24 protein-coding genes and 1 pseudogene are annotated in these 23620 nt (G+C 72.7%); 12 read left to right on the top strand and 13 right to left on the bottom strand.

The window, feature by feature from the left end:
* Nucleotides 1-102 precede the first annotated feature (102 nt).
* The 3 genes from ACZ56L_RS31155 to ACZ56L_RS31145 form a co-directional block, all read right to left on the bottom strand.
* Nucleotides 103-1104: an N-acetylglucosamine kinase gene (locus tag ACZ56L_RS31155; RefSeq protein ID WP_471067839.1), complete on the bottom strand. Its 1002-nt coding sequence runs from the start codon at nucleotides 1102-1104 to the stop codon at nucleotides 103-105.
* A gap of 12 nt (nucleotides 1105-1116) precedes the next feature.
* Entirely contained in the window at nucleotides 1117-1794 is a 678-nt protein-coding gene (locus ACZ56L_RS31150) for a uracil-DNA glycosylase (RefSeq protein WP_345225461.1), read from the bottom strand.
* An 81-nt stretch (nucleotides 1795-1875) separates the two neighbouring features.
* Nucleotides 1876-2967: a WD40/YVTN/BNR-like repeat-containing protein gene (locus ACZ56L_RS31145; RefSeq protein ID WP_401763318.1), complete on the bottom strand. Its 1092-nt coding sequence runs from the start codon at nucleotides 2965-2967 to the stop codon at nucleotides 1876-1878.
* A gap of 392 nt (nucleotides 2968-3359) precedes the next feature.
* On the opposite strand from ACZ56L_RS31145, the gene ACZ56L_RS31140 reads away from it, so the two are divergent.
* Nucleotides 3360-4331, top strand: a complete 972-nt coding sequence (locus ACZ56L_RS31140) for a bile acid:sodium symporter family protein (protein ID WP_471067835.1) — start codon at nucleotides 3360-3362, stop codon at nucleotides 4329-4331.
* Nucleotides 4328-6229 (top strand): neutral/alkaline non-lysosomal ceramidase N-terminal domain-containing protein, encoded by a 1902-nt coding sequence (locus ACZ56L_RS31135; protein WP_471067832.1) that lies wholly within the window; start codon nucleotides 4328-4330, stop codon nucleotides 6227-6229. Before ACZ56L_RS31140 ends, ACZ56L_RS31135 begins: the two co-directional genes overlap by 4 nt.
* 6 nt (nucleotides 6230-6235) lie before the next feature.
* On the opposite strand, the gene ACZ56L_RS31130 is transcribed toward ACZ56L_RS31135, so the two are convergent.
* Nucleotides 6236-7255 carry an NADH:flavin oxidoreductase/NADH oxidase gene (locus ACZ56L_RS31130; RefSeq protein WP_471068034.1) on the bottom strand — a complete coding sequence of 340 codons (1020 nt, stop codon included), beginning with the start codon at nucleotides 7253-7255 and terminating at the stop codon, nucleotides 6236-6238.
* Between the two features lie 153 nt (nucleotides 7256-7408).
* Here ACZ56L_RS31130 and ACZ56L_RS31125 point away from each other — a divergent pair, with 153 nt between their 5' ends.
* On the top strand, nucleotides 7409-7804 hold the full coding sequence (locus tag ACZ56L_RS31125) for an ArsR/SmtB family transcription factor (protein WP_380837602.1): 396 nt from the start codon (nucleotides 7409-7411) through the stop codon (nucleotides 7802-7804).
* Nucleotides 7805-7808: 4 nt separating this feature from the next.
* Here ACZ56L_RS31125 and ACZ56L_RS31120 read toward each other — a convergent pair whose 3' ends face one another.
* Nucleotides 7809-9158: an FAD-dependent oxidoreductase gene (locus tag ACZ56L_RS31120; protein WP_471067830.1), complete on the bottom strand. Its 1350-nt coding sequence runs from the start codon at nucleotides 9156-9158 to the stop codon at nucleotides 7809-7811.
* Nucleotides 9159-9360: 202 nt separating this feature from the next.
* Nucleotides 9361-10038 carry a DUF305 domain-containing protein gene (locus tag ACZ56L_RS31115; protein ID WP_471067827.1) on the bottom strand — a complete coding sequence of 226 codons (678 nt, stop codon included), beginning with the start codon at nucleotides 10036-10038 and terminating at the stop codon, nucleotides 9361-9363.
* A gap of 176 nt (nucleotides 10039-10214) precedes the next feature.
* Between ACZ56L_RS31115 and ACZ56L_RS31110 the strand changes: the two genes are divergently transcribed.
* On the top strand, nucleotides 10215-11705 hold the full coding sequence (locus ACZ56L_RS31110; RefSeq protein WP_471067824.1) for an LVIVD repeat-containing protein: 1491 nt from the start codon (nucleotides 10215-10217) through the stop codon (nucleotides 11703-11705).
* Between the two features lie 11 nt (nucleotides 11706-11716).
* Here the strand turns inward: ACZ56L_RS31110 and ACZ56L_RS31105 are convergent, their stop codons facing one another.
* The 4 genes from ACZ56L_RS31105 to ACZ56L_RS31090 all read right to left on the bottom strand — a co-directional run bounded on the left by ACZ56L_RS31105 (nucleotide 11717) and on the right by ACZ56L_RS31090 (nucleotide 14938).
* Complete coding sequence (locus tag ACZ56L_RS31105) at nucleotides 11717-12349, bottom strand: TetR/AcrR family transcriptional regulator (protein WP_345225477.1); 633 nt, start codon at nucleotides 12347-12349, stop codon at nucleotides 11717-11719.
* A gap of 157 nt (nucleotides 12350-12506) precedes the next feature.
* The gene (locus tag ACZ56L_RS31100; protein WP_345225479.1) at nucleotides 12507-13127 is read right to left on the bottom strand and encodes a phosphatase PAP2 family protein; all 621 of its coding nucleotides are present in this window, start codon (nucleotides 13125-13127) and stop codon (nucleotides 12507-12509) included.
* A 196-nt stretch (nucleotides 13128-13323) separates the two neighbouring features.
* Nucleotides 13324-14256 carry a M56 family metallopeptidase gene (locus tag ACZ56L_RS31095; RefSeq protein WP_345225481.1) on the bottom strand — a complete coding sequence of 311 codons (933 nt, stop codon included), beginning with the start codon at nucleotides 14254-14256 and terminating at the stop codon, nucleotides 13324-13326.
* A gap of 106 nt (nucleotides 14257-14362) precedes the next feature.
* The gene (locus ACZ56L_RS31090) at nucleotides 14363-14938 is read right to left on the bottom strand and encodes a DUF5134 domain-containing protein (RefSeq protein ID WP_345225483.1); all 576 of its coding nucleotides are present in this window, start codon (nucleotides 14936-14938) and stop codon (nucleotides 14363-14365) included.
* A gap of 238 nt (nucleotides 14939-15176) precedes the next feature.
* Here ACZ56L_RS31090 and ACZ56L_RS31085 point away from each other — a divergent pair, with 238 nt between their 5' ends.
* The gene (locus tag ACZ56L_RS31085; protein ID WP_345225485.1) at nucleotides 15177-15725 is read left to right on the top strand and encodes a GNAT family N-acetyltransferase; all 549 of its coding nucleotides are present in this window, start codon (nucleotides 15177-15179) and stop codon (nucleotides 15723-15725) included.
* Between the two features lie 53 nt (nucleotides 15726-15778).
* Here ACZ56L_RS31085 and ACZ56L_RS31080 read toward each other — a convergent pair whose 3' ends face one another.
* Together ACZ56L_RS31080 and ACZ56L_RS31075 are read right to left on the bottom strand one after the other, a co-directional pair.
* Nucleotides 15779-16462: a glycerophosphodiester phosphodiesterase gene (locus tag ACZ56L_RS31080; RefSeq protein ID WP_345225487.1), complete on the bottom strand. Its 684-nt coding sequence runs from the start codon at nucleotides 16460-16462 to the stop codon at nucleotides 15779-15781.
* A 66-nt stretch (nucleotides 16463-16528) separates the two neighbouring features.
* Entirely contained in the window at nucleotides 16529-16654 is a 126-nt protein-coding gene (locus tag ACZ56L_RS31075) for a hypothetical protein (RefSeq protein WP_345225489.1), read from the bottom strand.
* Nucleotides 16655-17179: 525 nt separating this feature from the next.
* Here ACZ56L_RS31075 and ACZ56L_RS31070 point away from each other — a divergent pair.
* The 4 genes from ACZ56L_RS31070 to ACZ56L_RS31055 all read left to right on the top strand — a co-directional run bounded on the left by ACZ56L_RS31070 (nucleotide 17180) and on the right by ACZ56L_RS31055 (nucleotide 21201).
* Entirely contained in the window at nucleotides 17180-18577 is a 1398-nt protein-coding gene (locus ACZ56L_RS31070) for a DUF6421 family protein (protein WP_401763289.1), read from the top strand.
* A gap of 26 nt (nucleotides 18578-18603) precedes the next feature.
* Entirely contained in the window at nucleotides 18604-19365 is a 762-nt protein-coding gene (locus ACZ56L_RS31065; protein WP_401763286.1) for an SDR family NAD(P)-dependent oxidoreductase, read from the top strand.
* Nucleotides 19366-19397: 32 nt separating this feature from the next.
* Nucleotides 19398-20522 (top strand): threonine aldolase family protein, encoded by a 1125-nt coding sequence (locus ACZ56L_RS31060; RefSeq protein ID WP_471068031.1) that lies wholly within the window; start codon nucleotides 19398-19400, stop codon nucleotides 20520-20522.
* Between the two features lie 85 nt (nucleotides 20523-20607).
* A complete protein-coding gene (locus tag ACZ56L_RS31055; RefSeq protein WP_471067817.1) occupies nucleotides 20608-21201 on the top strand; it encodes a transglutaminase domain-containing protein in 594 nt (197 codons plus the stop codon).
* 9 nt (nucleotides 21202-21210) lie between these two features.
* Here the strand turns inward: ACZ56L_RS31055 and ACZ56L_RS31050 are convergent, their stop codons facing one another.
* A complete protein-coding gene (locus tag ACZ56L_RS31050) occupies nucleotides 21211-21936 on the bottom strand; it encodes a lysophospholipid acyltransferase family protein (protein ID WP_345225499.1) in 726 nt (241 codons plus the stop codon).
* A gap of 271 nt (nucleotides 21937-22207) precedes the next feature.
* Between ACZ56L_RS31050 and ACZ56L_RS31045 the strand changes: the two genes are divergently transcribed.
* The 3 genes and pseudogenes from ACZ56L_RS31045 to ACZ56L_RS31035 form a co-directional block, all read left to right on the top strand.
* Complete coding sequence (locus ACZ56L_RS31045) at nucleotides 22208-22537, top strand: TlpA family protein disulfide reductase (RefSeq protein ID WP_471067814.1); 330 nt, start codon at nucleotides 22208-22210, stop codon at nucleotides 22535-22537.
* A 267-nt stretch (nucleotides 22538-22804) separates the two neighbouring features.
* The gene (locus ACZ56L_RS31040) at nucleotides 22805-23317 is read left to right on the top strand and encodes a flavin reductase family protein (protein WP_468689020.1); all 513 of its coding nucleotides are present in this window, start codon (nucleotides 22805-22807) and stop codon (nucleotides 23315-23317) included.
* Nucleotides 23318-23529: 212 nt separating this feature from the next.
* Nucleotides 23530-23620 (top strand): annotated as a pseudogene (locus tag ACZ56L_RS31035) (electron transfer flavoprotein subunit beta); the annotation flags it as partial.

The raw sequence follows: 23620 nt of genomic DNA, 5'->3' as shown, positions 1-23620 counted from the left end.
TACTGGCTTTGCGGGTGCGGCCGTTCGGGGAGGGTGTATTCGAGAGGTATCTGTCCCGTTTTATCCAGGGAATGACGGCGAATGCACGCGAATTCAACAGTTTCACTGTCCGGATACGTGCAACATGCGTGGATCGTACGGAAATGCCAGGCGGTCGGCGGCGAGCGCGACGCCGATCAGCAGCGCACCGTCGAGCGGGCTCCCCAGCGCCTCCGCCCGCCGCGCGTACGGCAGCGCCCGTGCGAACCGTTCGTGCAGCGGTACGAGGAGGGGCGCGCCCAGTCGCAGCAGCCCGCCGGTGAACGCGACCTCGGGCACCACCCCGGCGACGGGCCGTGGGCACACCGCGGCCGCCGTCACGGCGATGTGCCCGGCCGCCTCCGCCATCACCCCCGCGGCTGCCGGGTCCCCCTCGGCGGCGCACGCGGCGACCTCCGGCGCGAACGACGCGAGGACCGCCGGGCGGTCGGTCCGCGGATAGAGCAGTCCCGGCAGCTCGCCCGGCGGCCCGAACACCGCCTCCAGCCGTCGCAGCAGCGCGGCGGAACCACCCGCGCGGCCGTCGTGCGCGCGCATCGCCGCCTCCAGCCCGGCCCGGCCGATCCACGCCCCGCCGCCGCAGTCGCCCAGCAGGTGACCCCAGCCGTCGGCCCGCCGCCACGCGGTGAGATCGGTGCCCACGCCGATGAGCCCGGTGCCCGCGGCGAGGACCGCCCCCGGCCGCTGCCCCAGTGCTCCCGCGTATGCGGTCACCGCGTCGGCGGCGAGCGCCACCCGCCGCACCCCGAACTCCTGCGCCAGCACCCCGGGCAGCCGCGCCCGCACCTGGTCGCCCAGCGTCGCCAGCCCGGCCGCGCCGACGCAGACCGCCGCCAGGCGGCCACCGCCCACGCATGCCAGCAACTCCCGGGCGGCGGGCACCAGATGCCCGGCCAGGGCGTCGGCGTCGAGCCCGCCGGGCCCGGTGGGCACGGGCACGCCCGACACCACGGGCGGCGACGCGTGCGTCACCGTCCTCCCGTCGTCCCGTACGGGCGCGAGCGCGACGCGCACACCGGAGCCGCCCGAATCGACCCCGAGCGCGTACCTCTCACCGGACCCCATGACGCCCCTCTGCTACGGCAGCTTCCAGTCGATCGGAGCGGCCCCCTGCTGGGCGAGCAGTTCGTTGGTCCGGCTGAACGGCCGCGAACCGAAGAACCCGTTGTCCGCCGACCGGGGCGACGGGTGTACCGACTCGACCACGGGCACGCTGCCCAGCAGCCGCTTGAGGCTGCGCGCGTTGCTGCCCCACAACACCGCCACCAGCGGCTTGCCGCGCGCCGCCAGCGCTGTGATGGCCTGCTCGGTGACCTGCTCCCAGCCCTTTCCCTGATGGGCGTTGGGCCTGCGGGGCGCGGTGGTGAGCGCCCTGTTGAGCAGGAGCACCCCCTGCCGCGTCCAGGGGGTGAGGTCCCCGTTGGACGGGCGGGGATGTCCGAGGTCGGTGTGCATCTCCCAGAAGATGTTGTCCAGGCTCGGCGGCACCGGGCGGACGTCGGGCGCGACCGAGAAGCTCAGCCCCACCGCGTGCCCCGGTGTCGGATACGGGTCCTGACCCACGATCAGCACCCGTACCTCGTCGAACGGCTGCTGGAACGCCCGCAGGATGTCGGGACCCGCCGGGACGTAACGGCGTCCCGCGGCGACCTCCGCGCGCAGGAAGTCGCCCATCGCGGCGATCTGTCCGGCCACGGGCTCCAGCGCGTCCGCCCAGCCGGGCTCGACGCTCTCTTTCAATGATCTTGCTGCCACAGCGCGTCACTCTACTGGGCCAGTCCGACAACGGCCCCCGCGCTCCCGCCGCCGGCCCGGGCTCCCGGCTTGTCGTCCCCTTCAGCCGATCACCGCCGCCCGCACGCACAGCACGTCCGGCAGGTGCGAGGCGAGCTGCCGCCAGTTGTCCCCGTCGTCGTCGCTCGCGAACACCTCACCGTTGCGGTTGCCGAAGTACACCCCGGCGGCGGGCGCGTTGTCGTCCGTGCAGAGGGCGTCGCGCAGCACCGTGCCGAAGTGCTCCTCCTGCGGCAGGCCCGCCGTCAGCGGCTCCCAGCTCTTGCCCGCGTCCCGGGTCCGGTAGACCCGGCACCTGCGGTCCGCGGGCACCCGGTCGGAGTCCGCGGTGATGGGGAAGACGTACGCGGTGTCCCCCCGGTGCGGGTGCGCGGCCACCGCGAACCCGAACGTGGACGGCAGCCCCTCGCCGATGTCCGACCAGTTGGCCCCGGCGTCGTCGCTGCGGAACACACCCCAGTGGTTCTGCAGATACAGCCGGTCCGGATCGGCCGCGTCCTGGGCGATCTTGTGCACGCACTGCCCGAACTCCGGGTTCGGGTCCGGCAGGAAGACCGCCGACACCCCCTTGTTGGACGGCGCCCAGCTCGCCCCGCCGTCCCGGGTGCGGAACACCCCGGCCGTGGACACCGCCACCGTCACCAGGTCCGCGTCCCGCGGGTCCGTGACCACGGTGTGCACGGCCTCGCCGCCCCCGCCGGGCACCCACTGCGCGCGCGTCGGGTGCTCCCACAGCGGCCGTACGAGTTCGAAGGTCTCGCCCCGGTCCGCCGACCGGTACAGCGCGGCGGGCTCCGTCCCCGCGTAGACCACCCCCGGGGCGGCGGGCCCCGCCGGATGCAGTTGCCAGACCCGCTCCAGCGAAGTGCCGGTGTCCTTCGGGAACTTCACCGCCGGTTCGTCCGGCTCGGTCCACGTCCTTCCCAGGTCGTCGGAGTGGAAGACCGAGGGGCCCCAGTGCGCGCTGTCCCCGCCGACCAGCAGCCGGGGGCGGTCCCCGCCGCGGTCGATCCCCACCGAGTACACGGCCTGCGCGTTGAAGTGCGGGCCGTCGAACTCCCACTCCCCGCCGCCGCGCCTGCGGCCGAGGAAGAGTCCCTTGCGTGTGCCTACCGCGAGCAGTACGTCGGACATGGCCGACACCTCCCAGACGTCGTTGTCTCCAGGTATCGGCCAGTCTGCACCCCACCACTGACAATGGCCCCGGGATCCCGCGTCCGCCCAGTTCAGAGCGGTAAGCCGGGATTGCGGGGGGCCTTTGCGCGGGCCCGGTGCGCACCGCGCTCCGCGGGTTTCCGGGTTTCCGGCCGAACTCCTTGACAGCGCCTCCCCGCTTGACGACCATCCAGCCGGTACGCCCCGGACGGCCCGCAGCGCACCCCGGCCGACGGTCCGACCACGACCCGACCGACGAGGAGAGTCAGCCATGACGTCCCCCACCCTGGACCAGGTCACCGCCGCCGCGGACCACACCGCCGTCCCCGCGCCCGGCCTGTCCGGCTGACCGGGCAGCGGGCCGTCCTCCCGTGGATCTCGCCGCCGTCGCCCTGCCGGTCGCCCTCGCGGTCATCATGCTGGGCCTCGGGCTCGGCCTCACCCCCGCCGACTTCCGCCGCGTCCTGGCCCACCCGAAGGCCACCCTCGTCGCCCTGGGCTGCCAGGTGGTCCTGCTGCCCGCGGTCTGCTTCGGCCTGGTGAACGCCTTCGGGCTGCCGCCGGTCCTGGCGGTGGGCATGATGCTGGTCGTCGCCTCGCCCGGCGGCACCGCGGCCAACCTCTTCAGCCACCTCTACGGCGGTGACGTCGCCCTCAACGTCACGCTGACCGCCGTCAACTCGGTGATCTCCGTCGTCACCCTGCCCCTGGTGTTCAACCTCTCGGCGCGGCACTTCCTCGGCGAGGGCACGGAGCTCGGCCTCCAGTTCGCCAAGACCCTCCAGGTGTTCGCCGTCGTCCTGGTCCCCGTGGTCGTCGGCATGTGCGTGCGCGCGCGTGCCGGGGCCTTCGCGCGGCGCATGGACCGGCCGGTGAAGATCGCCTCGGTGGTCATCCTGGTGGCGATCATCCTCGGCGCCGCCCTCCAGGAGCGCGCGAACCTCCTCGACTACCTGCGCTCCACCGGACCCGTCGCCGTCGCCCTGCTGGTGCTCAGCCTCGCCGTCGGGTACTGGGTGCCGCGCCTGTGCCGGGTGGAGCGCGGCCAGGCGATCGCCTCCTGCATGGAGATCGGGCTGCACAACACCACCCTGGCCATCACCATCGCCATGGGCATTCTGCGCAACACCGAGATGGCCGTCCCCGGAGCCACGTACGGGGTGCTGATGTTCTTCGCCGCCGCCGTCGCCGGACTCCTCCTGCGCAGAGCGGCGCGCACCTCCGACGCCGGGGGAGCGGCCCCCGTACCCGACGACGCGGCGAAGGCGGCTCCCGCCCCCGGCCATCCGGGGAAAGCGGCCCCCGTACCCGACCACGCACTTCCCGAGAGCGAGCGTCCATGACCCACCTGGCCGGCCGGGGCATCTCCGACATCACCGGGGAGGCCGCCGAGTGCGGCATGCTCGGCTACGGAAAGGCCGGCCAGCAGACCACCGGGCTGCACACCCGCCTGCGCGCGCGGGCCTTCGCCTTCGCCGAGGGCGCCGGCCCCGGCGACAGACGCGTCCTGCTGGTGGTGTGCGAACTCCCGCTGATGTCCGGCGGGATCGTCCGGGAAGTCGTGCGCAGACTGCCGCCCGAGTGGACCGAGTCCAACGTCATGCTCACCGCCACCCACACCCACTGCGGCCCCGGCGGCTACTTCCACCACGCGCTGTACAACAGCAACACCGGCGGTTTCCGCCCCAAGACGTACACGGCCGTCGTCGACGGCATCACCGAAGCCGCCCGCGCGGCCCTCGACGACCTCGCCCCCGCCGAACTCTCCCTCGCCCACGGCGAACTCCACGGCACCAGCGCCAACCGCTCCCGCCGCGCCTTCGACCGCAACCCCGAGGCCGACCGCGCCCACTTCCCCGAGGGCGTCGACCCGCACACCACGCTGCTGCACATCGCCCGGGACGGCGCGTCCGTGGGCGCCGTCCACTGGTTCCCGGTCCACAACACCAGCATGACCAACGCCAACACCCTGATCAGCAGCGACAACAAGGGCTACGCCGCCTACGCTTGGGAGCGCCTGGACGGCCGCGCGGACTACCTCGCTCCCGAGCCGCCCGCGCTGATCACCGCCTTCGCCCAGACCAACGCGGCCGACATGTCGCCCAACCTCAACCTGCGCCCCGGCAGCGGACCCACCGAGAACGAGTACGACAACACCCGCATCACGGGCGCCCGCCAGCAGGAGTCCGCCACCGCGCTGATCGCGGAGGCCGTCCCGCTCACCGGTCCCCTCGACCACCGCGTCACCCACCTCGACCTCTCCCGCGCCGACGTGGGCCCGCAGTACACCGGAGACGGCCGCGCGCACCGTACGGGCGCTCCCGTGGGCGGTGCGGCGGCCCTCGCCGGGGCCTGGGCCGACGGCAGGGGCTTCGCGGGCTTCCGCGAGGGCCGCAACCCCCTCTGGGACGCCCTCTCGCGACGTGTCGTGTACGCCCTCTCGCCGGCCCTGCGCGACGCCCAGGCCCCCAAGGCGCTGGTCCTGCCCGCGGGGCCGCTCAACAGGCTCCGCCCCATGGTCCAGGAGCGGGTGCCCGTCCAGCTCCTGCGGATCGGCCGGCTGTACCTCATCGGCATTCCCGGAGAGGTCACCGTCGTGGCCGGGCTGCGCCTGCGCCGCACCGTGGCGGCCGTCGTCGGCGCGGACCTCGCCGACGTCCTCGTCGCGGGCTACAGCAACGGCTACTTCCACTACGTCACCACTCCCGAGGAGTACGACGCCCAGGAGTACGAGGGCGGCAGCACCCTCTTCGGCCGCTGGCAGCTCCCCGCGCTCTGCCAGACGGCGGCCGCCCTCGCCGCCGCCATGCGCGACGGCCGCCCGGCCGACCCCGGCACGCCCGAGCCCCTGCCGCGGGCCCGCCCCCGGCGGCGTGCCGCGCCCGCGGACCGGCCGTCCCCCGGCCAGGCGTACGGCGACCTGCTCTCCTTCGCCCGCGTCGGCGACCGGGTGACCGCCGCCTTCGTGGCCGCCCACCCCGCCAACGACCTGCGCAGGGGCGACACGTACCTCGCCGTGGAACGCCGCACCGCCGACGGCGCCTGGACCCGTGTCGCCGACGACGGCGACTGGTCGACCGCCTTCCGCTGGACGCGCACCGGCCGTGGCACGTCCGCCGCGACGGTGACCTGGACCGTCCCGGCGGACACCCCTGCGGGCGCCTACCGGCTGCGCTACTTCGGCAACAGCGCGGCTGACGAACCCTTCAGCGGTGCGACGGAGCCGTTCGACCTGCCCTGAGGGCGCTCAGATCGCCCAGCCGTACTGGTCCGGGGCGGCCACCGCGCCGCCCAGTTCCCGGGCCGCGCGGCGGGCCCAGGACGGATCGCGCAGGAGTTCCCGGCCGAGCAGGACGGCGTCGGCCTCCGCGTTGGCGAGGACCTTGTCGGCCTGCGCGGGTTCGGTGATCAGGCCCACCGCGGCCACCGGCAGGGTGGTCTCCGCCTTGACCCGGGCGGCGAAGGGCACCTGGTAGCCGGGGCCGACCGGGATGCGGACAGTTGCGGCGTTGCCGCCGGACGAGACGTCCAGCAGGTCCACGCCGTGCTCCTGGAGCAACCGCGCGAACCGAACGGTGTCGTCGGCGTCCCAGCCGCCGGCCTCCAGCCAGTCGGTCGCCGAGACGCGGAAGAACAGCGGCAGGTTCTCGGGCCACACGGCGCGCACCGCGTCCACGACCTCCAGGGCGAACCGGACCCGGTTGTCGAACGATCCTCCGTACTCGTCGGTGCGCTTGTTGGAGTGCGGGGAGAGGAACTCACCGATCAGGTAGCCGTGCGCGCCGTGCACCTCGGCGACCTGGAAGCCCGCCTCCAGGGCCCGCCGCGCGGCGTCGGCGAACTGCCCCACGATCTCCCGGATCTGTTCGGCCGTCAGCTCGGTCGGCACGGGATGGCCGTCCTTGAACGGCACCGGGCTCGGCCCCACCGGCTGCCAGCCCTCCGTCTCCGCGCCCACCGACCCGCCGCCCCGCCACGGTCGGTCGGTCGAGGCCTTGCGGCCCGCGTGGGCGAGCTGGATGCCGGGCACGGTGCCGTGCGCCGTGAGGAAGCCGGTGATCCGCCGGAAGGCGTCCTTCTGGGTGTCGTTCCACAGGCCCAGGTCGGCCGGGCTGATGCGCCCCTCCGGTGACACGGCGGTCGCCTCGACCAGGACCAGGCCCGTGCCGCCGGTGGCGCGGGCCGCGTAGTGGGCGAAGTGCCAGTCGTTCGCCACGCCGGCGTCCGGGCCGGACGTCTCGGCGCTGTACTGGCACATCGGGGCCATCCAGATCCGGTTGGGGAAGGTCACATCGCGCAGGGTGAAGGGCTGGAAGAGGCTGCTGCTCACGGCGAACTCCGTATCGGTGAAGGGCCTGTTGCTGCTTGTACGATACCCATCGTAGTACGGCATCTGTCAAACTACGAGAGGTCTCGTACAATGACGGGAACCGTCGCCGACGCCGCCCCGAAGGAGACCACCGTGGCCACCGCAGCAGTGCACGCCGGCCGTGAACTCGCGCACCCCGACCGCGCGGAGATGCGGCTGGAGAACGTGCTGCACGCCCTCTCCGACCCGATGCGGCTGCTCATCGTCCGCGACCTCGCCCGCACCGACGACGAACTGGCCTGCTCCGCCTTCGAGCTGCCCGTCTCCAAGTCGACGACCACGCACCACTTCCGCGTCCTGCGCGAGAGCGGCGTCATCGTGCAGGTCTACCGGGGCACCGCGAAGAAGAGCGCACTGCGCCGCGACGATCTGGAGGAGCTGTTCCCGGGGCTGCTCGCGGCGGTGCTGGAGGCCGCGGACCTCCAGGAGGCGCGCGACGGAGCCTGAACGCTCAGGTGCCGGTGCCGCCCGCCGCCCCCAGGAGCCCCGCCCAGTCGTGGAGCTTCACCGAGCGCCGCCCCAGGGACGCCCCGAGCGCGGCCTCCGCCGCCTCGATCGCCAGCCACCCGGGCCATTCCACCGGCCGCAGCCCCGACGCGCGCAGCGCGTCCAGGGGGTCGCCCGGCAGCGTGCGGCGCGTCAGGGCGCCGGCGTCCGCGAGGAGGGAGGCCGCCGTCTCCTTGGCGCACGGCCGGTTCGTTCCGATCACGCCCGTCGGACCGCGTTTGATCCACCCGGCCACGTACTCCCCGGCGGAGGGAACCCCGTCCCGCAGCACCCGTCCGCCCGCGTGCGGCACCGTTCCCCGCCCCTCGTCGAAGGGCAGGCCGGGCAGCGGCACGCCCCGGTAGCCCACCGAGCGCAGTACCAACTGCGCCTCGATGTCCTCGTGCGTCCCCGTGCCGCACACCCCGCCCGCGCCGTCCGGCACGGTCCGCTCGAACCGTACGGCGGCCACCCGGCCCGCCTTCCCGAGGATCTCCACCGGCCGCAGGTGGAAGCGCAGCCGCAGCGAGCGCGCCCGCGCCGGGGGCGGTCGCAGCGCCCAGCCGCGCAGCACCTCCACGTTGCGGCGCAGGGCGCCGGGCAGCGCCGACGGGTCGCCGTAGCCGGGGTCGAGCTCCAGCTCCGACGGCTCCACGGACACCGAGGCGTCCGGCAGGCCGCCCAGCTCCCGCAGCTCCTTGGTGGTGAACCGCGCCTGCGAGGGGCCCCGGCGGCCCACCACGTGCACCTCGCGCACGGTGGAGCCCCCGAGCAGGTCCAGGGCCCCCTGCGGCATGTCCGTGGGCAGCAGCTCACCGGCCCCGCGCGCCAGTATCCGCGCCACGTCCACCGCCACGTTGCCGACGCCGATCACCACGGCGGAACGCACCCCGAGCGCGAAGCCGCCCGGGTCGGCGTCCGGATGCGCGCTGTACCAGGAGACGAACTCGGTTGCCGAGAAGCTGCCGGTCAGGTCCTCGCCCGGTATCCCGAGCCTGCGGTCGGCGGCCGCGCCGACGCAGTACACCACCGCGTGGTAGAGCTCCCGCAGCCGTCGCGCGGGCAGTTGCGGCGTGCAGGCCTCCACGTTGCCGACGAAGGTGATCCGCTCGTGCTCCAGGACCGTGCGCAGCGACCCCTGCAGGGACTTGATCTTCTCGTGGTCGGGGGCGACCCCGTACCGCACGAGTCCGTACGGGCACGGCAGCCGGTCCAGCACGTGCACCCGCACATCGGGCACGGCGGACTGCTGGACGAGGGCCTGGGCCGTGTAGAGGCCGCTGGGCCCCGAACCGACGACTGCGACGCGAAGCACGGCGGAGCTCCCTTCCGCAGGGTGCTTCCAGCATCGCACCGCGGGAGCCGCGGCGGCAGAGGCGTGCAGCGCGCGCGAGGGCCGCCGCGGGGGGCGGGTCGTACGGCTCTGCGTCCCGGAAGGTGCCGGGGAGCGGGGCGGGGCGGCGTGCCCGACGCGGCCGGGGCGCGCCCGTGGCCCGGGCGTCGACCGGCCCCCGGCGTCAGCCGGACCTGAGCATCCGGGCCATCCGGTTGATCTCGGTCGTCTGCTGGGCGACCAGTTCCGTCGCCATCTCCTCGATCGTCACGTCGTTGCCGTCCGACAGGACCTCACCGGCCATGGTCAGCGCCCCCCTGTGGTGCGTGATCATCAGCTCCAGGAACAGCCTGTCGAAGGCCTTGCCCTCGGCGGCCTTCAGAGCGGCGAGCTGCTGCGGGGTCGCCATGCCCGCCATGGACGCGTGGTCGTGCGGGGTCTTCGGCCGTTCGTCCGCCCCGTTGCGGGTCTCCCAGGCCTTCATCGCCCCGATCTCCGGCTTCTGGGCCGCGGCGATGCGCAGCGCGAGCTGCTTGACGCCCTCCGACGAGGCACGCGCCGGGACGAGATCCGTCATCACCAGGGCCTGCCCGTGGTGGACGACCATCATCTCCGTGTAGGCGAAGTCCGCCGAGTTGGGCTTGTCGCCGGGGGCCTCCTCGCGTGCCTCCTCCGCGCTGAGGGTGCGCGCGGGCTCGCCGGGCCTTCCCGGGGCGACGACCGAGGACGCGCCCTGCGGCTTCGCCCGGGTGTCGTCCTCCGGGGCCCCGTCGCAGCCGGACAGGGCGAGCAGGGCGCCGGTCGCGAGCAGGGCCGTCACGGCCAACCCGCACCGAAGCCCGCCGAATCGACGCGTGTGCACGGCAACCTCCTCAGACGCACGGGGCAGTTGGTGACCGGTCTAGCACGCTTCCGCACACGGATGATCAGAGAACTGCATTACATCTCTGTTGCCATCTGTTGAGATGTACATGAGAAGGCAGATACTTCGCACGTCCCGCACCCGTCCAACTGCGAACCGAAGCAAGGGAGTACGCAGTGGCATCGTTGAACAATCCCCACGTCACGAGACGCAGACGAATCGGCGTGGCAGCAGCCGCGGCCGGCCTGCTCGCGGCGCTCCTCACGGCGGGCCCCGCCGCCGCGACCCCCGAGCCCGGCGACACCCCCGCCAAGCGGCAGGGCGTCTCCGCCTCGCAGCAGGAAGAGGTCCGCGAGGCCATCCGGAGCGGCGAGACACCTGGCGTGGACGAGATCGTCCACAGCAAGAACGTCGAACACCTGGCGAACATCCCCAAAGACGCCCTCAAGGGCCTCAACACGGACCTCGCCTTCCAGGGCAAGTACGCCTTCGCGGGCAACTACGACGGCTTCCGGATCTTCGACATCAGCAACCCGAAGAAGCCGAAGACCGTCACCCAGGTCCTGTGCCCCGGATCGCAGAACGACATCTCCGTCTCCGGGAACCTGGTCTTCCTCTCCACGGACTCCTCGCGCAGCGACAACTCGTGCTCCAGCACCACGCAGCCCGCCACGGAGAAGTCCTCCTGGGAGGGCATGAAGATCTTCGACATCAGCGACATCCGGAACCCGAAGTACGTCGCCGCCGTCGAGACCGCCTGCGGTTCGCACACCCACACCCTGGTGCCCGAGCGCAAGAACGTCTACGTGTACGTCTCCTCGTACGCGCCGCTCGCCGCGTACCCGGACTGCCAGCCTCCGCACGACGGCATCTCGATCACCAAGGTGCCCCGCAAGGCGCCCCAGAAGGCCGCGGTCGTCGACTTCCCGGTGCTCTTCCCCGGCGGCGGCAACCCCGGCGGCGGCCCGGCCAACCCGGACCTCTCCGAGACCACCGGCTGCCACGACATCACGGTGCTCCCCTCGAAGGACCTGGCGGCCGGCGCGTGCATGGGCGACGGCATCCTCTTCTCCATCAAGGACCCGGAGAAGCCCAAGGTCATCGACCGCGTCCAGGACAACGTGAACTTCGCGTTCTGGCACTCGGCGACCTTCAACGAGCGCGCCGACAAGGTCGTCTTCACCGACGAGCTCGGCGGCGGCAGCGGCGCCACCTGCAACGCGGAGGTCGGCCCCAAGCGCGGCGCCAACGGCATCTACGAGATCAAGGGCCACGGCGACAAGCGCAGGCTCGCCTTCAAGAGCTACTTCAAGATCCCGCGCCACCAGGCCGACACCGAGAACTGCGTCGCCCACAACAGCTCACTGATCCCCGTTCCGGGCCGCGACATCATGGTCCAGGCCTGGTACCAGGGCGGTGTCTCCTTCTGGGACTTCACCGACTCCTCGAACCCGAAGGAGATCGGCTACTTCGAGCGCGGCCCGCTCTCCACGACGACCCTCTCCACCGCCGGCTCCTGGTCGGCGTACTACTACAACGGCCACGTCTACTCCAACGACATCGCCAAGGGCTTCGACGTCCTGAGGATCAACGACCGTCGGACCGACCCGGCGAAGTGGTTCCACCAGCGCGAACTCAACGTGCAGACGCAGCCCGACTACCTCTGACCACCCGGCGGTCACGCGGTGGTTCCGGCCTCCGTGCCGCCGGGCGGGCCACCGTCCGGCGGCACACCGAGCTCCCAGTCCAGCCCGTACCGCTGGAACAGCTCCGCGCGCAGCCGTACCAGCGGCATCGGCGCGCCGGGCAGCAGCAGGGCGAACACCGCGCCCATCAACAGCGCCCGCAGCAGCGGGTACTCACTGTCCGGATCGCGCACCCCGTAGCGGATCATCGCGCCCCGCAGCACCTCGGCCAGCCGCTGCTGCTCGGGACACCGCACGAAGCCCTCGGCCTGGAGGATGCCCGCCATGTGCGTGCGCATCAGCACCGGGTTCTCCAGCGCCAGCCCCAGCACGGCGTCCATCGCCCGCGCCAGGACCTCGCGGCCGTCCGCCGGTTCCGGTGCGCGCTCGACGGCCGCCCGGACCGTCAGGTGCATCAGCCGGTGCACCGCGGACTGGAGCAACTGCCGCTTGCCGGGGAAGTAGTACGACACCAGCCCCCGCGCGGAGCCGGCCCGGTCGGCGATGGCGCCGAGCGTGGTGGCCTCGTAACCGCGCTCGCCGACCAGTTCCACGGTCGCCCGCAGAATCCGTTCGCGCGAACGTCTGCGCAGTTCCTCGTTGACCGATGCGCTGCGCGGGGACATCCTGTTAACTCCTGCGTTGACTGGCTCCGAGCCAATATACTCATCGCGGTTCGTGCGCACCCCTCACCGGGTGGGCGCGGAACAGCTGCCCGCCTCGGGCGACGCGGGGGATCGTCCGAGGCGGGCAGCGCCATGTCCGCGCACCACGTCCGGGCCGTCAGGGCCGAGGTCGTGCCCGCCGCGCCTCCCGGCGCGCGTGCAGGCCGGCCGCCGTCAGCGCGACCGCCGCGCCGAGCAGCCAGCCGCCCAGCACGTCGGTGAACCAGTGCACCCCCAGGTAGACACGGGTGAACCCGACCCCCAGCACCGACACCGCCGCGAGCACCAGCAGCGCCGCCAGCGCCACCCGCGAGGCCGTGAACCGCGCCAGCAGCCACAGCAGCAGACCGAAGGTGACCGTCGCCGTCATCGCGTGACCGGAGGGGAAGGCGGCGTAGTGAGCGGTGTCGACCGGATCGGACCACACCGGGCGCTCCCGGCCGACAGCGGCCTTGAGCGCCTGCTGCACGATCGCGGCCACCGCACTGGTCACCGCGATCCACACGGCGAGCGTGCGCTCCCCGTGCGCCAGCAGCCAGCAGAAGAGCACCGCGATCACCGCACGCATCGCCCACGGGTCCCACACCCAGTCGGACAGCACCCGCATGACCCCGGTCGTCGCGGGGTCGCCGACCGCCCAGCGGTGCAGACCGTCCGCGATGCCGCGGTCGAGGGAGACCAGCGGCCCCCAGGAGACGGCCACCAGCACGAGCAGCACGGCGGACGCGGCAGTCAGCACGGCGCCCGCGACGAACGCCGGCGCGCGCGACGCCGCGGGGGCGCCGGAAGGCGGCGGCGAAGGGAGACCGGGCGGCGGCGGCGAACCGGGGAGAGGGGGCGGCGCGGGGGGACCGGGAGGTGACGACATGGGGGGATCCTTGCCGACATGCGGCCGATCACGCCCCATCAGCACGCCGATTCACCGGCCGAAGTCGCTATCCCAGCGCCCGCAGCCCCGGTATGAAGGCGACCACCAGCGGCACCGCCGGCACCAGCGCCGACGTCGCCGTCAGCCGCAGCCGCTGTCCCGGGGAGAGCCGGGGCACCGGGGCCAGCAGCCGGTTCACCCGCTGCGGGAGGCCCGCGTCCGGCGCGGAGGCGGGCCCGAACACGCCCCGGTCCTCGTTCAGCTCCACCAGCGCCAGCGCCGTCGTCAGACGGCCGAAGCGGCGGGAGGCCATGTCGTCGGCGGCCAGCTCCACCAGCCGGTGCATCTCGTCGCGGAACGCCGCGAACACCGGGATCTGCGGGAAGCCGTTCGCCAGCGCCGACGAGCAGTGCAGCAGCCAGTCGTGCCGGGCCCGGGCGTGCCCCTGCTCGTGCGCCACCACCGCGTCCAGTTGGCGGCCCTCCAGGCGGCGCAGGGCCGCCGTGGTGATGACCAGCCGGGGCCGGGCGCCGGGCAGCCACCGCACGTCCGGCCGCTCGCCCTCCAGGACGACCAGACGGCCGCCGGACTCCTCGCCGGGCAGCGCCGGAGCCCGTACCAGCAGCTCAGCCCGGTGCTGCCGGCGCCGCGTCCGCGCCCGGTGGATCTCCCGGACCAGCATCGCGCCGGTCCACACGCCGCAGCCGGCCAGCACCACCGCGAGCACCGCCGACCACGGACCGTACGCACCCAGCGCGTACGCCTCGACGACCCCGCGCGGCGCCGACGCGAAGACGTGCCCGCGCACCAACTGCCAGGCCGCGGCGGCGCTGAACGTCATGGCCAGCGCGAAGCACAGCAGCACCGCCCCCACCACGCACTGCCACATCCACAGCGCGACCACGGGTTCCCGGTCGCGCCAGTGGGCGCCCGCGAGCAGACGCGGGGCCAGCACGGCGGTCAGCAGGCCGAGCAGCAGCAGCGACAGGGAGACCATCATGGGCCCCAGCCTATGAGGGCGGGCCCACCCCCGGGTACGGGCCCGGTGGGGGAGTGACGTACGACTCACCGCCGTGCGCGGCCCGTTCGGCGGCGCGGCACGCGGTTCACAGCGTCAGCAGCATCGTCAGCATGCCCAGGGCCATGGACAACCGGCAGGCGAGCGCCAGCTCCGGCCGTGCTCCCCAGGACACCGTCCCGCCCGCGGGGGACGCCGCCGCCGGAACCGGCATCAGCCGCGCCCCCACGCGCAGTACGTACACCGCGTAGTACGCCAGCAACAGGCCCGTCAGCAGCGGCACTCCACCCGACTGGGCCCCGTGCGCGCCGTGCCCGCCACCGCCGTCGGCCGGGTGGGCCATCGCCACCGCCATGTAGACCATCGCGGCGGAGCCGATCAGGTGGTGCCCGTGGTGCGAGCCCCGGACCCCGCCGCGCACCCACCACAGCGCCCGCAGCGCAGCGGCGCCGAACACCGCGACGTACACCAGACCGCTCCACCGCGGCGGCGCGAAGACGGCCGCGGGCACCGCCATCACGGCCATCCCCACGCCCATCAGCGCCTCGCCGCGGGCCACCCCGCGCTCCTGTCGGGGGCCGCTGCGCGACCGCAGCAGGCAGTAGGCGCTCGTCACCCCGCACAGCACCACCAGCAGCCAGCCGGACATCGCCGGTCCGTGCACGGCGTACCTCCCCGTTCGGGTCCACCACCACATGTCGACAGGTCGAGGAGTCGATGCCCGCAACGGCCGGGGCGCACGCACGCGCAACGGCACACGGGGGGAGCGCGCGGTGGCGTTAGGGTCAGCAGGATCGCCGTCCCAGGGAGCCGTACGGAGCCGCACTGAGCGGCACGGAGCCTGAACACAGTCACGTGGAACCGCACGGGACCGGACAAGAGAACAGAGGGGCACACCCACCATGGACACCACTTCGCGCCCGGCCCCCGGGGAACTCGTCTTCCGCGACGCTGCCGAGAGCGACGCGCCGGCGCTCGTCGCGCTCGTCGAGTCCGCGTACCGGGGCGACAGCAGCCGCGCGGGCTGGACCACCGAGGCCGACCTCATCGAAGGGCCGCGCACCGACCCCGAGGGCGTCCTCGCCGTCATCACCGCCCCCGGCAGCCGTCTGCTCACCGTGGAGCGCGACGGCGAACTCGTCGCGTGCTGCCAGCTCGAACACCGGGGCCCCGCCGCGTACTTCGGGATGTTCGCGGTCCGCCCCGGGCACCAGGGCGGCGGCCTCGGCAAGCGGATCATCGCTGAGGCGGAGCGGCAGGTGCGGGAGACCTGGGGCGCCACGGAGATGCACATGACGGTGATCTCCGTACGGAACGACCTGATCGCCTGGTACGAGCGCCGCGGCTACCGCCGTACGGGGAGGATGAGCCCCTTCCCGTACGGCGAGGAGCGCTTCGGCATCCCGCGGCGCGACGACCTCGCCTTCGAACTCCTGGTCAAGGAGCTCTGAGGGGCCTCCGGGGCCGGGCGGACCCGCGCTCACGCCATGAAGCGGACCCGCGCTCACGCCATGAAGCGGCCGGTCCTGCGGATCTCGGGGAAGTCCGTGGTCACCCCGTCCAGCTCCAGCGCGTGGGCGAGCCGCAGTTCCTCCGTGGTGTTCACCACCCAGCCGATGACGCGCAGCTTCTGCCCGTGCGCCCGCCGCACGGTCTCCAGGGTGAGCCGCTGCAGGTCGAGCACCACGGCCGCCGCCCCCACGGCCACCGCCCGGTCCACCACCTCGGGGCCGTAGAACTCGGCGACCAGCGCCGTCCGCACCCCGGGCACCAGCGCCGCGATCCGCGTCAGTGCCTCGTCGTGGAACGACAGCACCTCCACGCGCTCCACCAGCTCGCGCCGCAGCATCACCTCGGCGAGCGTCCGGGCGACGGCCACGTCCTTGACCTCCGCCTGGATCGGCGCGGAGACCGCGTCGAGCACCTCCTCGAAGAGCGGGATGCGCTCGCCGTCGCCCGCGTTCAGGGCGCGCAGTTCGGCGAGCGACAGGGCGGCGACCGGGCCGTGGCCGTCCGTGGTGCGGTCGACGTCGGCGTCGTGCAGGACGACGAGCGCGCCGTCCTTGCTCAGGTGCAGGTCGAGTTCGATGACGTCCATGCCCGCCCGCTGGGCGTGGAGGAAGGAGCTCAGGGTGTTCTCGGGCTCGACACCCATGACTCCGCGATGACCGATGGTGAGGAAGGACACGGCGATCTCGCTTCCGTCGACGGCGGCACAGAGCCCGGAGCGCCGGGCTCGGAACTCACAGCGAGATTAGCGGCCTGCCTCCGCGACGGAACCCGTCCGGCGCGAGGAACCGGAGTCTTCCGCCGGGGCGTTCGCGATGCCCAGCAGAAGACCGGTGACGACGGCGGCGAGAAGGACGGCGCGCATGCTCATGGGGTACGGCTCCAGGCACATCGGGAAGTGACCTCCGCGCGACCGGCGCACAGCGCGCGCGGACGGCGACGAGGACAGGGTGCGTCCGTCCTACCCCCGCCCGTGGCCGGGACCGCGCCACATCACCCGTCCGAGGTCGTGCCGGACAGAGGTTGACCCCCGGCGTCCGGCGGGCCCGTCCCGCTCCGGGCGTCCGGCGGGCCCGACCGGTCCGGGTCCTCCAGCACCGCCCGGGCCGGCTCCGGTTCCGCGGGGCAGCCCAGCCGGACGCGCAGCACGAGCGGATGCTCCAGCAGCGGAGCTCCCGCGCCGTGCGCCCCGTCCGCCCACGGGCGCGCGAGAACCGGGCGGCCCCGGGGGCCGACCCGCGGGACGGGAGCCATCGCCGCCGCAGGACGGTGCGACAGGAAGAATTCCGGTGATCTGGGGGGTTGCGCAGGATAATTTATCCCGGCTCCTCTTGTGCGGAAGAACCTCGCGTGGATACGGTTTCTTGACGCGAGGTTCTCCCGTGGAGGAAGTGACATGACGCAGATGTTGGTGCAGGACATTGCTGGTGAAGGCATAGCCGAGGCCTCGCGAGTGGTCGACCACCCGGCCTGGGGCGCGCTCAGGGCCGCGGTCGAGGAGATCCGCCCCTGGCAGAGCCCCGACGGCTCCGTCGACCTGGACGCCGAGGGCGCCCCGGCCCGTACCGCCGTGGACGCCGCCGTGGAGCGGGTGATCACCGGGGTCGAGGAGCTCTCCCCGCTGCTGCCGCACGACGCCGCCTACCACCGCGCCCTGGTCGCCGACCTGCGCGCCTGGGCGGCGTCCGGGTACGACGTACCGGACTTCCTGGACTCCCTGCTGGCCTTCCAGCCCGCCCAGTCGCGCGCCGACGGTCTCCAGCACCTCGTCGTCTTCCCGATGTACACCCAGAACGGCAACCCCGACCGCAACCTCGAAGCGGTCGTGCTGCGCATGGTGTGGCCCGAGTGGCTGGCCGAACTGGAGCGCACCCGCTACGACAACCCGCTGTTCTGCGGCATCACCTTCGAGGACTTCACCTCGGGCTACGACACCAACTCCGCGGTCCTCTTCCCCGAGACGATCGCCGTGCGCCAGGCGCCGGAACGGTTCACCTGGGGCGGCATCTTCTGCGACCGCGAGGCGGCCCGCTTCCGCCGCGTCACCGAGGCCGCCGTCGACATCCTCGGCGTCGACCTGCCCGACGACATCCGCGCGCTGGTCGCCGACCAGGACCGCTGCCAGCAGGCCTTCGTGCTCTGGGACATGGTCCACGACCGCACGCACAGCCACGGCGACCTGCCGTTCGACCCCTTCATGATCAAGCAGCGCCAGCCGTTCTGGATGTACGGCCTCGAAGAGCTGCGCTGCGACCTCACCGCCTTCAAGGAGGCCGTGAAGCTGGAGGCCGACGGCGTCCCGCAGGGCCGCGACGTGCAGTTCGCCGTGCTCTTCGACCGCATGTTCCGCTTCCCCGTCACCGGCGAGCGCGTCCGCAACTACGACGGACTCGGCGGCCAGCTCCTCTTCGCGTACCTGCACAAGCACGACGTGGTGCGCTGGACCGACAACACCCTGAAGATCGACTGGGAGCGGGCCCCGCAGGTCACCAACCAGCTCTGCGCCGAGATCGAGGACCTGTACCGCGCGGGCATCGACCGCCCGAAGCTGGTGCACTGGTTCGCCGCGTACGACCTGGTGTCGACGTACCTGGCCCCGCACCCGGGATCGCGCTGGGCCAAGGGCCCCGACGCGCTGGACCTGTCGCTGCCGCCGCGGAAGCTGGTCGACGACGTGCTTCCGGACGAGTTTCCGCTCAGCATGTTCTATGAGGCGCTTTCCAAGAAGCTCAAGTCAGTGATCGCCTCGACCAAGGGGATCACCGCGGCGGGCGCCGAGCGGGTGGCCGCGTGAGCCCCCGCGCCCAGGAGGCGACCGACATGAACGCGACCAACCCCCCCGAGGGCCCCCTGGACGGAGCCGTCATCGCCGTGGCCGGAGCGGCCGGCCCGGCGGGCCGCGCCACCCTGCTGAGGCTCGCCGAAGCGGGCGCCACCGTCGTGGGCGCGGACGCCGACGTGGCCCGCCTCGCCGAGGCCGTCGACGCCGCCCGGTACGCACACGGCGGCGCCACCGTCATCGGCGAGACCGTCGACCTGCTCGACCTCGACGCCACCCGGGCCTGGGCGGAGAAGACCGAGAAGGAGTTCGGCCGGATCGACGGCATGGTCCACCTGGTGGGCGGCTGGCGCGGCTCCGCGACCTTCGCGGAGACCGACCTCGCCGACTGGGAACTGCTCGAAAAGCTGCTGATCCGCACCGTCCAGCACACCTCACTCGCCTTCCAGGCGGGCCTCCAGCGCAGCGACAACGGCCGCTACCTGCTGATCAGCGCCGCCGGCGCCACCAAGCCGACCGCCGGGAACGCCGCGTACGCCGCCGCCAAGGCCGCCGCCGAGGCGTGGACGCTCGCGCTCGGCGACGCCTTCCGCAAGGCGGGGGGCGAGGACGGGCCGCGCACCGCCGCTGCGATCCTGGTGATCAAGGCACTGGTGCACGACGCGATGCGCGCCGAGCGCCCGAATGCGAAGTTCGCGGGCTTCACCGACGTGACGGAACTGGCGGACGCCATCGCCGGAGTCTGGGAGAAGCCCGCCCCGGAAGTGAATGGACAGCGCCTGTGGCTGACCCCCAAGCCGTGACGGACCACACCGCGGACCCGGTGACCGGAGCCGTGACCACCACGACCACCACGACCACGACGGTCACCACCGACACCCCCCGCAACCCGCCGCGCACGGACGCCCGCCGCCACCACGACCCCGCGGTACGCGGTTTCGCCAGCGACAACTACGCGGGCGCCCACCCGGAGGTCCTGGCCGCGCTCGCGCTCGCCAACGGCGGCCACCAGGTCGCGTACGGCGAGGACGACTACACCGCCCACCTCCAGCAGGTGATCCGCTCGCACTTCGGTCCGTCCGCCGAGGCCTTCCCGGTCTTCAACGGGACCGGGGCGAACCTGGTCGCCCTCCAGGCGCTCACCGACCGCTGGGGCGCGGTGATCGCCGCCGAGAGCGCCCACATCAACGTGGACGAGGGCGGCGCGCCCGAGCGCAGCGGCGGCCTCAAGCTGCTCACCGTGTCCACCCCGGACGGCAAGCTCACCCCCGAGCTGATCGACCGGCAGGCCTGGGGATTCGACGACGAGCACCGGGCGATGCCCCAGGTCGTCTCGATCACCCAGAACACCGAACTCGGCACCGTCTACACGGTCGACGAGATACGCGCGATCTGCGACCACGCCCACCAGCACGGCATGAAGGTCCACCTCGACGGCGCCCGGATCGCCAACGCGGCGGCCTCCCTGGACGTGCCCATGCGCGCCTTCACCAACGCGGTGGGCGTCGACATGCTGTCGTACGGCGGCACCAAGAACGGCATGCTGTTCGGCGAGGCCGTCGTCGTCCTGAACCCGGACGCGGTGCGCCCCACGGCGATGAAGCGGCTGCGCAAGTCCTCCATGCAGCTCGCGTCGAAGATGCGCTTCGTGTCGGTGCAGTTGGAGGCGCTGCTCGCCCGCGACCTGTGGCTGCGCAACGCCCGGCACTCCAACGCGATGGCCCAGCGGCTCGCCGCCGGCGTGCGCGGTGTCGACGGCGTGGAGGTCCTCTACGAGGTGCAGGCCAACGCGGTGTTCGCGCGCCTGCCGCACGAGGTGAGCGAGCGCCTCCAGAAGCGCTTCCGCTTCTACTTCTGGGACGAGGCGGCGGGTGACGTGCGCTGGATGTGCGCGTACGACACGACGGAGGACGACGTGGACGCCTTCGTCCAGGCGCTCAAGGAAGAGATGGCGCGCTAGGCTCCCGCCGTACCGTCTGCATGAATATGCGGCTGCCCGTAAAGTCATTGACTCGCGGGTGGTCGCATTTCTATGCTCGTACGCCATGGAGCTGATCCAACAAACCCCGGAACTTTCCGCCTACTTGGCTGCTGACGACGTCATCGACCATCACCACCCCACCGTCCGCGAGACGGCTGCCCGGCTCGCCGCGGACGCGGCGGACTCGTATGAATATGCGCGGGTGGCCTATGAGTTCGTACGCGACACCATTCCGCACTCGGCGGACACCGGCGATCTCCGCGTCACCTGGCGGGCCTCCGACGTCCTGGCGCGGGGCACCGGCATCTGCCACGCCAAGGCACACGCGCTCGCGGCCCTGCTACGGGCCGAGGACGTCCCCACGGCCCTGTGCTACCAGCGGCTGGAGTACGACGGGGCGCAGGGGCACTGCCTGCACGGGCTCGTCGCCGTGCGGTTCCGCGGCACCTGGCACCGCCAGGACCCGCGCGGAAACAAGGAGGGCGTCGACGCGCGCTTCTCGCTCGACGGGGAACGGCTCGCGTGGGTGCCGCGGGAGGGGCGCGGCGAGGAGGACTTCCCACTCCTGTACGCCGCGCCCCACCCGGAGGTCGTGCGCGCCCTGCGGGAGGCGCCCGACCGGCCCCGCCTGTGGGAGGCCCTGCCGAACGCCCTGTAGCGCGGCCTCTCAGCCGGTCGCCTCGCGCAACTGGGCCGGCGTGGGCGCGGTGCCGCCCAGGTGGGCCGGGATCCACCAGGTGTCCTTGTCGTCCTTCGGGCGCACCGGGTAGGCCCGCTGAGCGGCTTCCAGCAGCTCCTGGACGCGCTCGCGCAACCGGCGGGTGACCGCGCCCGCGTACTCGCCGGCGGCGGCCTCCACGGGCTTGCCCACCCGGATCGTGATCGGGATGTGGTTGCGGCCGAAGTTGCGCGGCCTGCCCTTGGTCCAGATGCGCTGGGTGCCCCAGACCGCCATCGGGATCAGGGGCACGCCCGCCTCCTGGGCGAGCCGGGCCGCACCCGACTTGAAGCTCTTGAGCGTGAACGACTCGGAGATGGTCGCCTCCGGGAACACACCGATGATCTCGCCCGAGCGCAACGACTCCAGCGCGTGCCGGTACGCGTTCTCGCCCTGCTTGCGGTCCACCGGGATGTGCTTCATGCCGCGCATCAGCGGGCCCGACACCTTGTGCCGGAACACCGACTCCTTCGCCATGAAGCGCACCAGGCGCTTCTGCGGCAGGGCGGCCAGACCGTTGAAGACGAAGTCGAGATAGCTGATGTGGTTGCTGACCAGCACGGCTCCGCCGGAGCGGGGGATGTTCTCAGAACCCTGCGTGTCGATCTTCAGGTCGAGCGCCTTGAAGAGCGTGCGCGCGGCGCCGACGACCGGCCGATAGACGAGTTCTGCCATGACGGGGACCCTTCTCTGACCGGGGAGGGCTCTCCCGGTACGAAAGTTACGCTGCCGTAGGTTTTCGGCGTTGGGCAGATCGTGCCCCATGAGCGCCCGAGTAGCCAGTCCCCGAGTACCCGCGACGCGAGATTCTCATCACGTCGAACGATGTCTGTTCCCGCCCTGACCTGGTGCGGGCCGCTGACAAGTGTCGTACGTCCGCGGGAATCGCCGCACCGCGCCGCACGCTGCACACTGTGACAAGCAGTGCGTAAGGGGAGGGTGAAATATGCCGGAACGAGACGGCGGGCGACGACTGGGCGCGGCCGAACTCGGCGTCGAGCCGGGGGAGCGGGCCACCCTCGTGCAGTTCTCCAGCGCCTTCTGCCAGCCCTGCCGGGCCACCCGCAGGACCCTGGAGGAGGTCGCGGCGATGGTGGACGGCGTCGCGCACGTCGAGATCGACGCGGAGGACAACCTCGCGCTCGTACGGGAACTGGACATCCGGCAGACGCCCACCGTGCTCGTCCTGGACGCGCGGGGGCGGATCGTGCGCCGGGCGGTGGGGCAGCCGCGCCGGGTGGACGTCATCGCGGCGCTCGGGCTGGCCGTGGCGTGAGGGTGTGTGGTGGCGTGAGCGGGCGGTGCACGGGAGGCGGGGTGCCGCGGGGCGAGAGGCGACGTGATCAATCCCACCGGTCGGCGGCCGGTGCGCGCTTGACGGTGCGCACCCGGAATCGTCAGTCTGACGTCATGCCGCCGGAACTCCGTCCCCCCGGGCGGGCCCGGGTGAACCCGGGCCGCCACGCGAGTGCGCGCTGTCCGGGTGTCTGAACAGCCGCGGACTCGAGAAGTGCGCACTCCGTTTCCGCCGAGGGACAGCTCCATGACGCTCCAGCCGACTCCCGCCGCTCCCCGGCGGGCCGCTCCCGAGCTGCTCCGCTCGGTCTTCCGACGGCACGCCGCGGGCGTCGCCGTCATCACCGCGGCCGGCCGTGACGGCCGCCCCGTGGGGTTCACCGCCACCTCTCTCAACTCCGTCGCAGCGGAGCCGCCGTTGATCTCCTTCGGCATCGGCACGGGGTCCTCGAGCTGGCCCGTGGTGGCCGACGCCGACTGCGTCGGCGTCCACATACTCGGCGATCACCAGGAGGCCCTCGCCGCGACGTTCGCCCGCAGCGGCGCCGACCGTTTCGGCGCGCCCACCCGGTGGCGGGCGGGGCCCGAGGGCGTTCCCGTACTGGACGGCGTCCTCGCGTGGCTGGTGTGCCGCGTGGTGGCACGGGTGCCCGCCGGGGACCACCGCATCGTGCTCGCCCAGGCCGTCGCGGGGGACCCGACGGGGGAGGGGCGGCCGCTCCTCTACCACCAGGGGCGCTTCAACGCGCTGCGCGACTGAGAGTTCCCGAAAGCGCCGCTTTTGTCGGCGATCGCACAGCGTTGGCAAGGTCACAGTTGCCTGCGCTTGCCTGGCGGGAACCCTCTGGGTGTACTGACGAGTAATATTTCGGCTGGAGCGCAACCCGCCCCGACCGGAAACCGCCCCTTCAGGCGCCTATGCTGCCTGCAACGAGGCAGCCGACAAATAGACGATGCAGTAGGAGACCCGGCGTGAGCTTGAGGATCGTTGTCTGTGTGAAGTACGTGCCCGATGCCACTGGCGACCGGCACTTCGCCGATGACCTGACGGTCGACCGGGACG

It is taken from the genome of Streptomyces sp. NPDC039736 (assembly GCF_055596485.1).
This window is presented reverse-complemented; position numbering and strand designations above follow the sequence as displayed.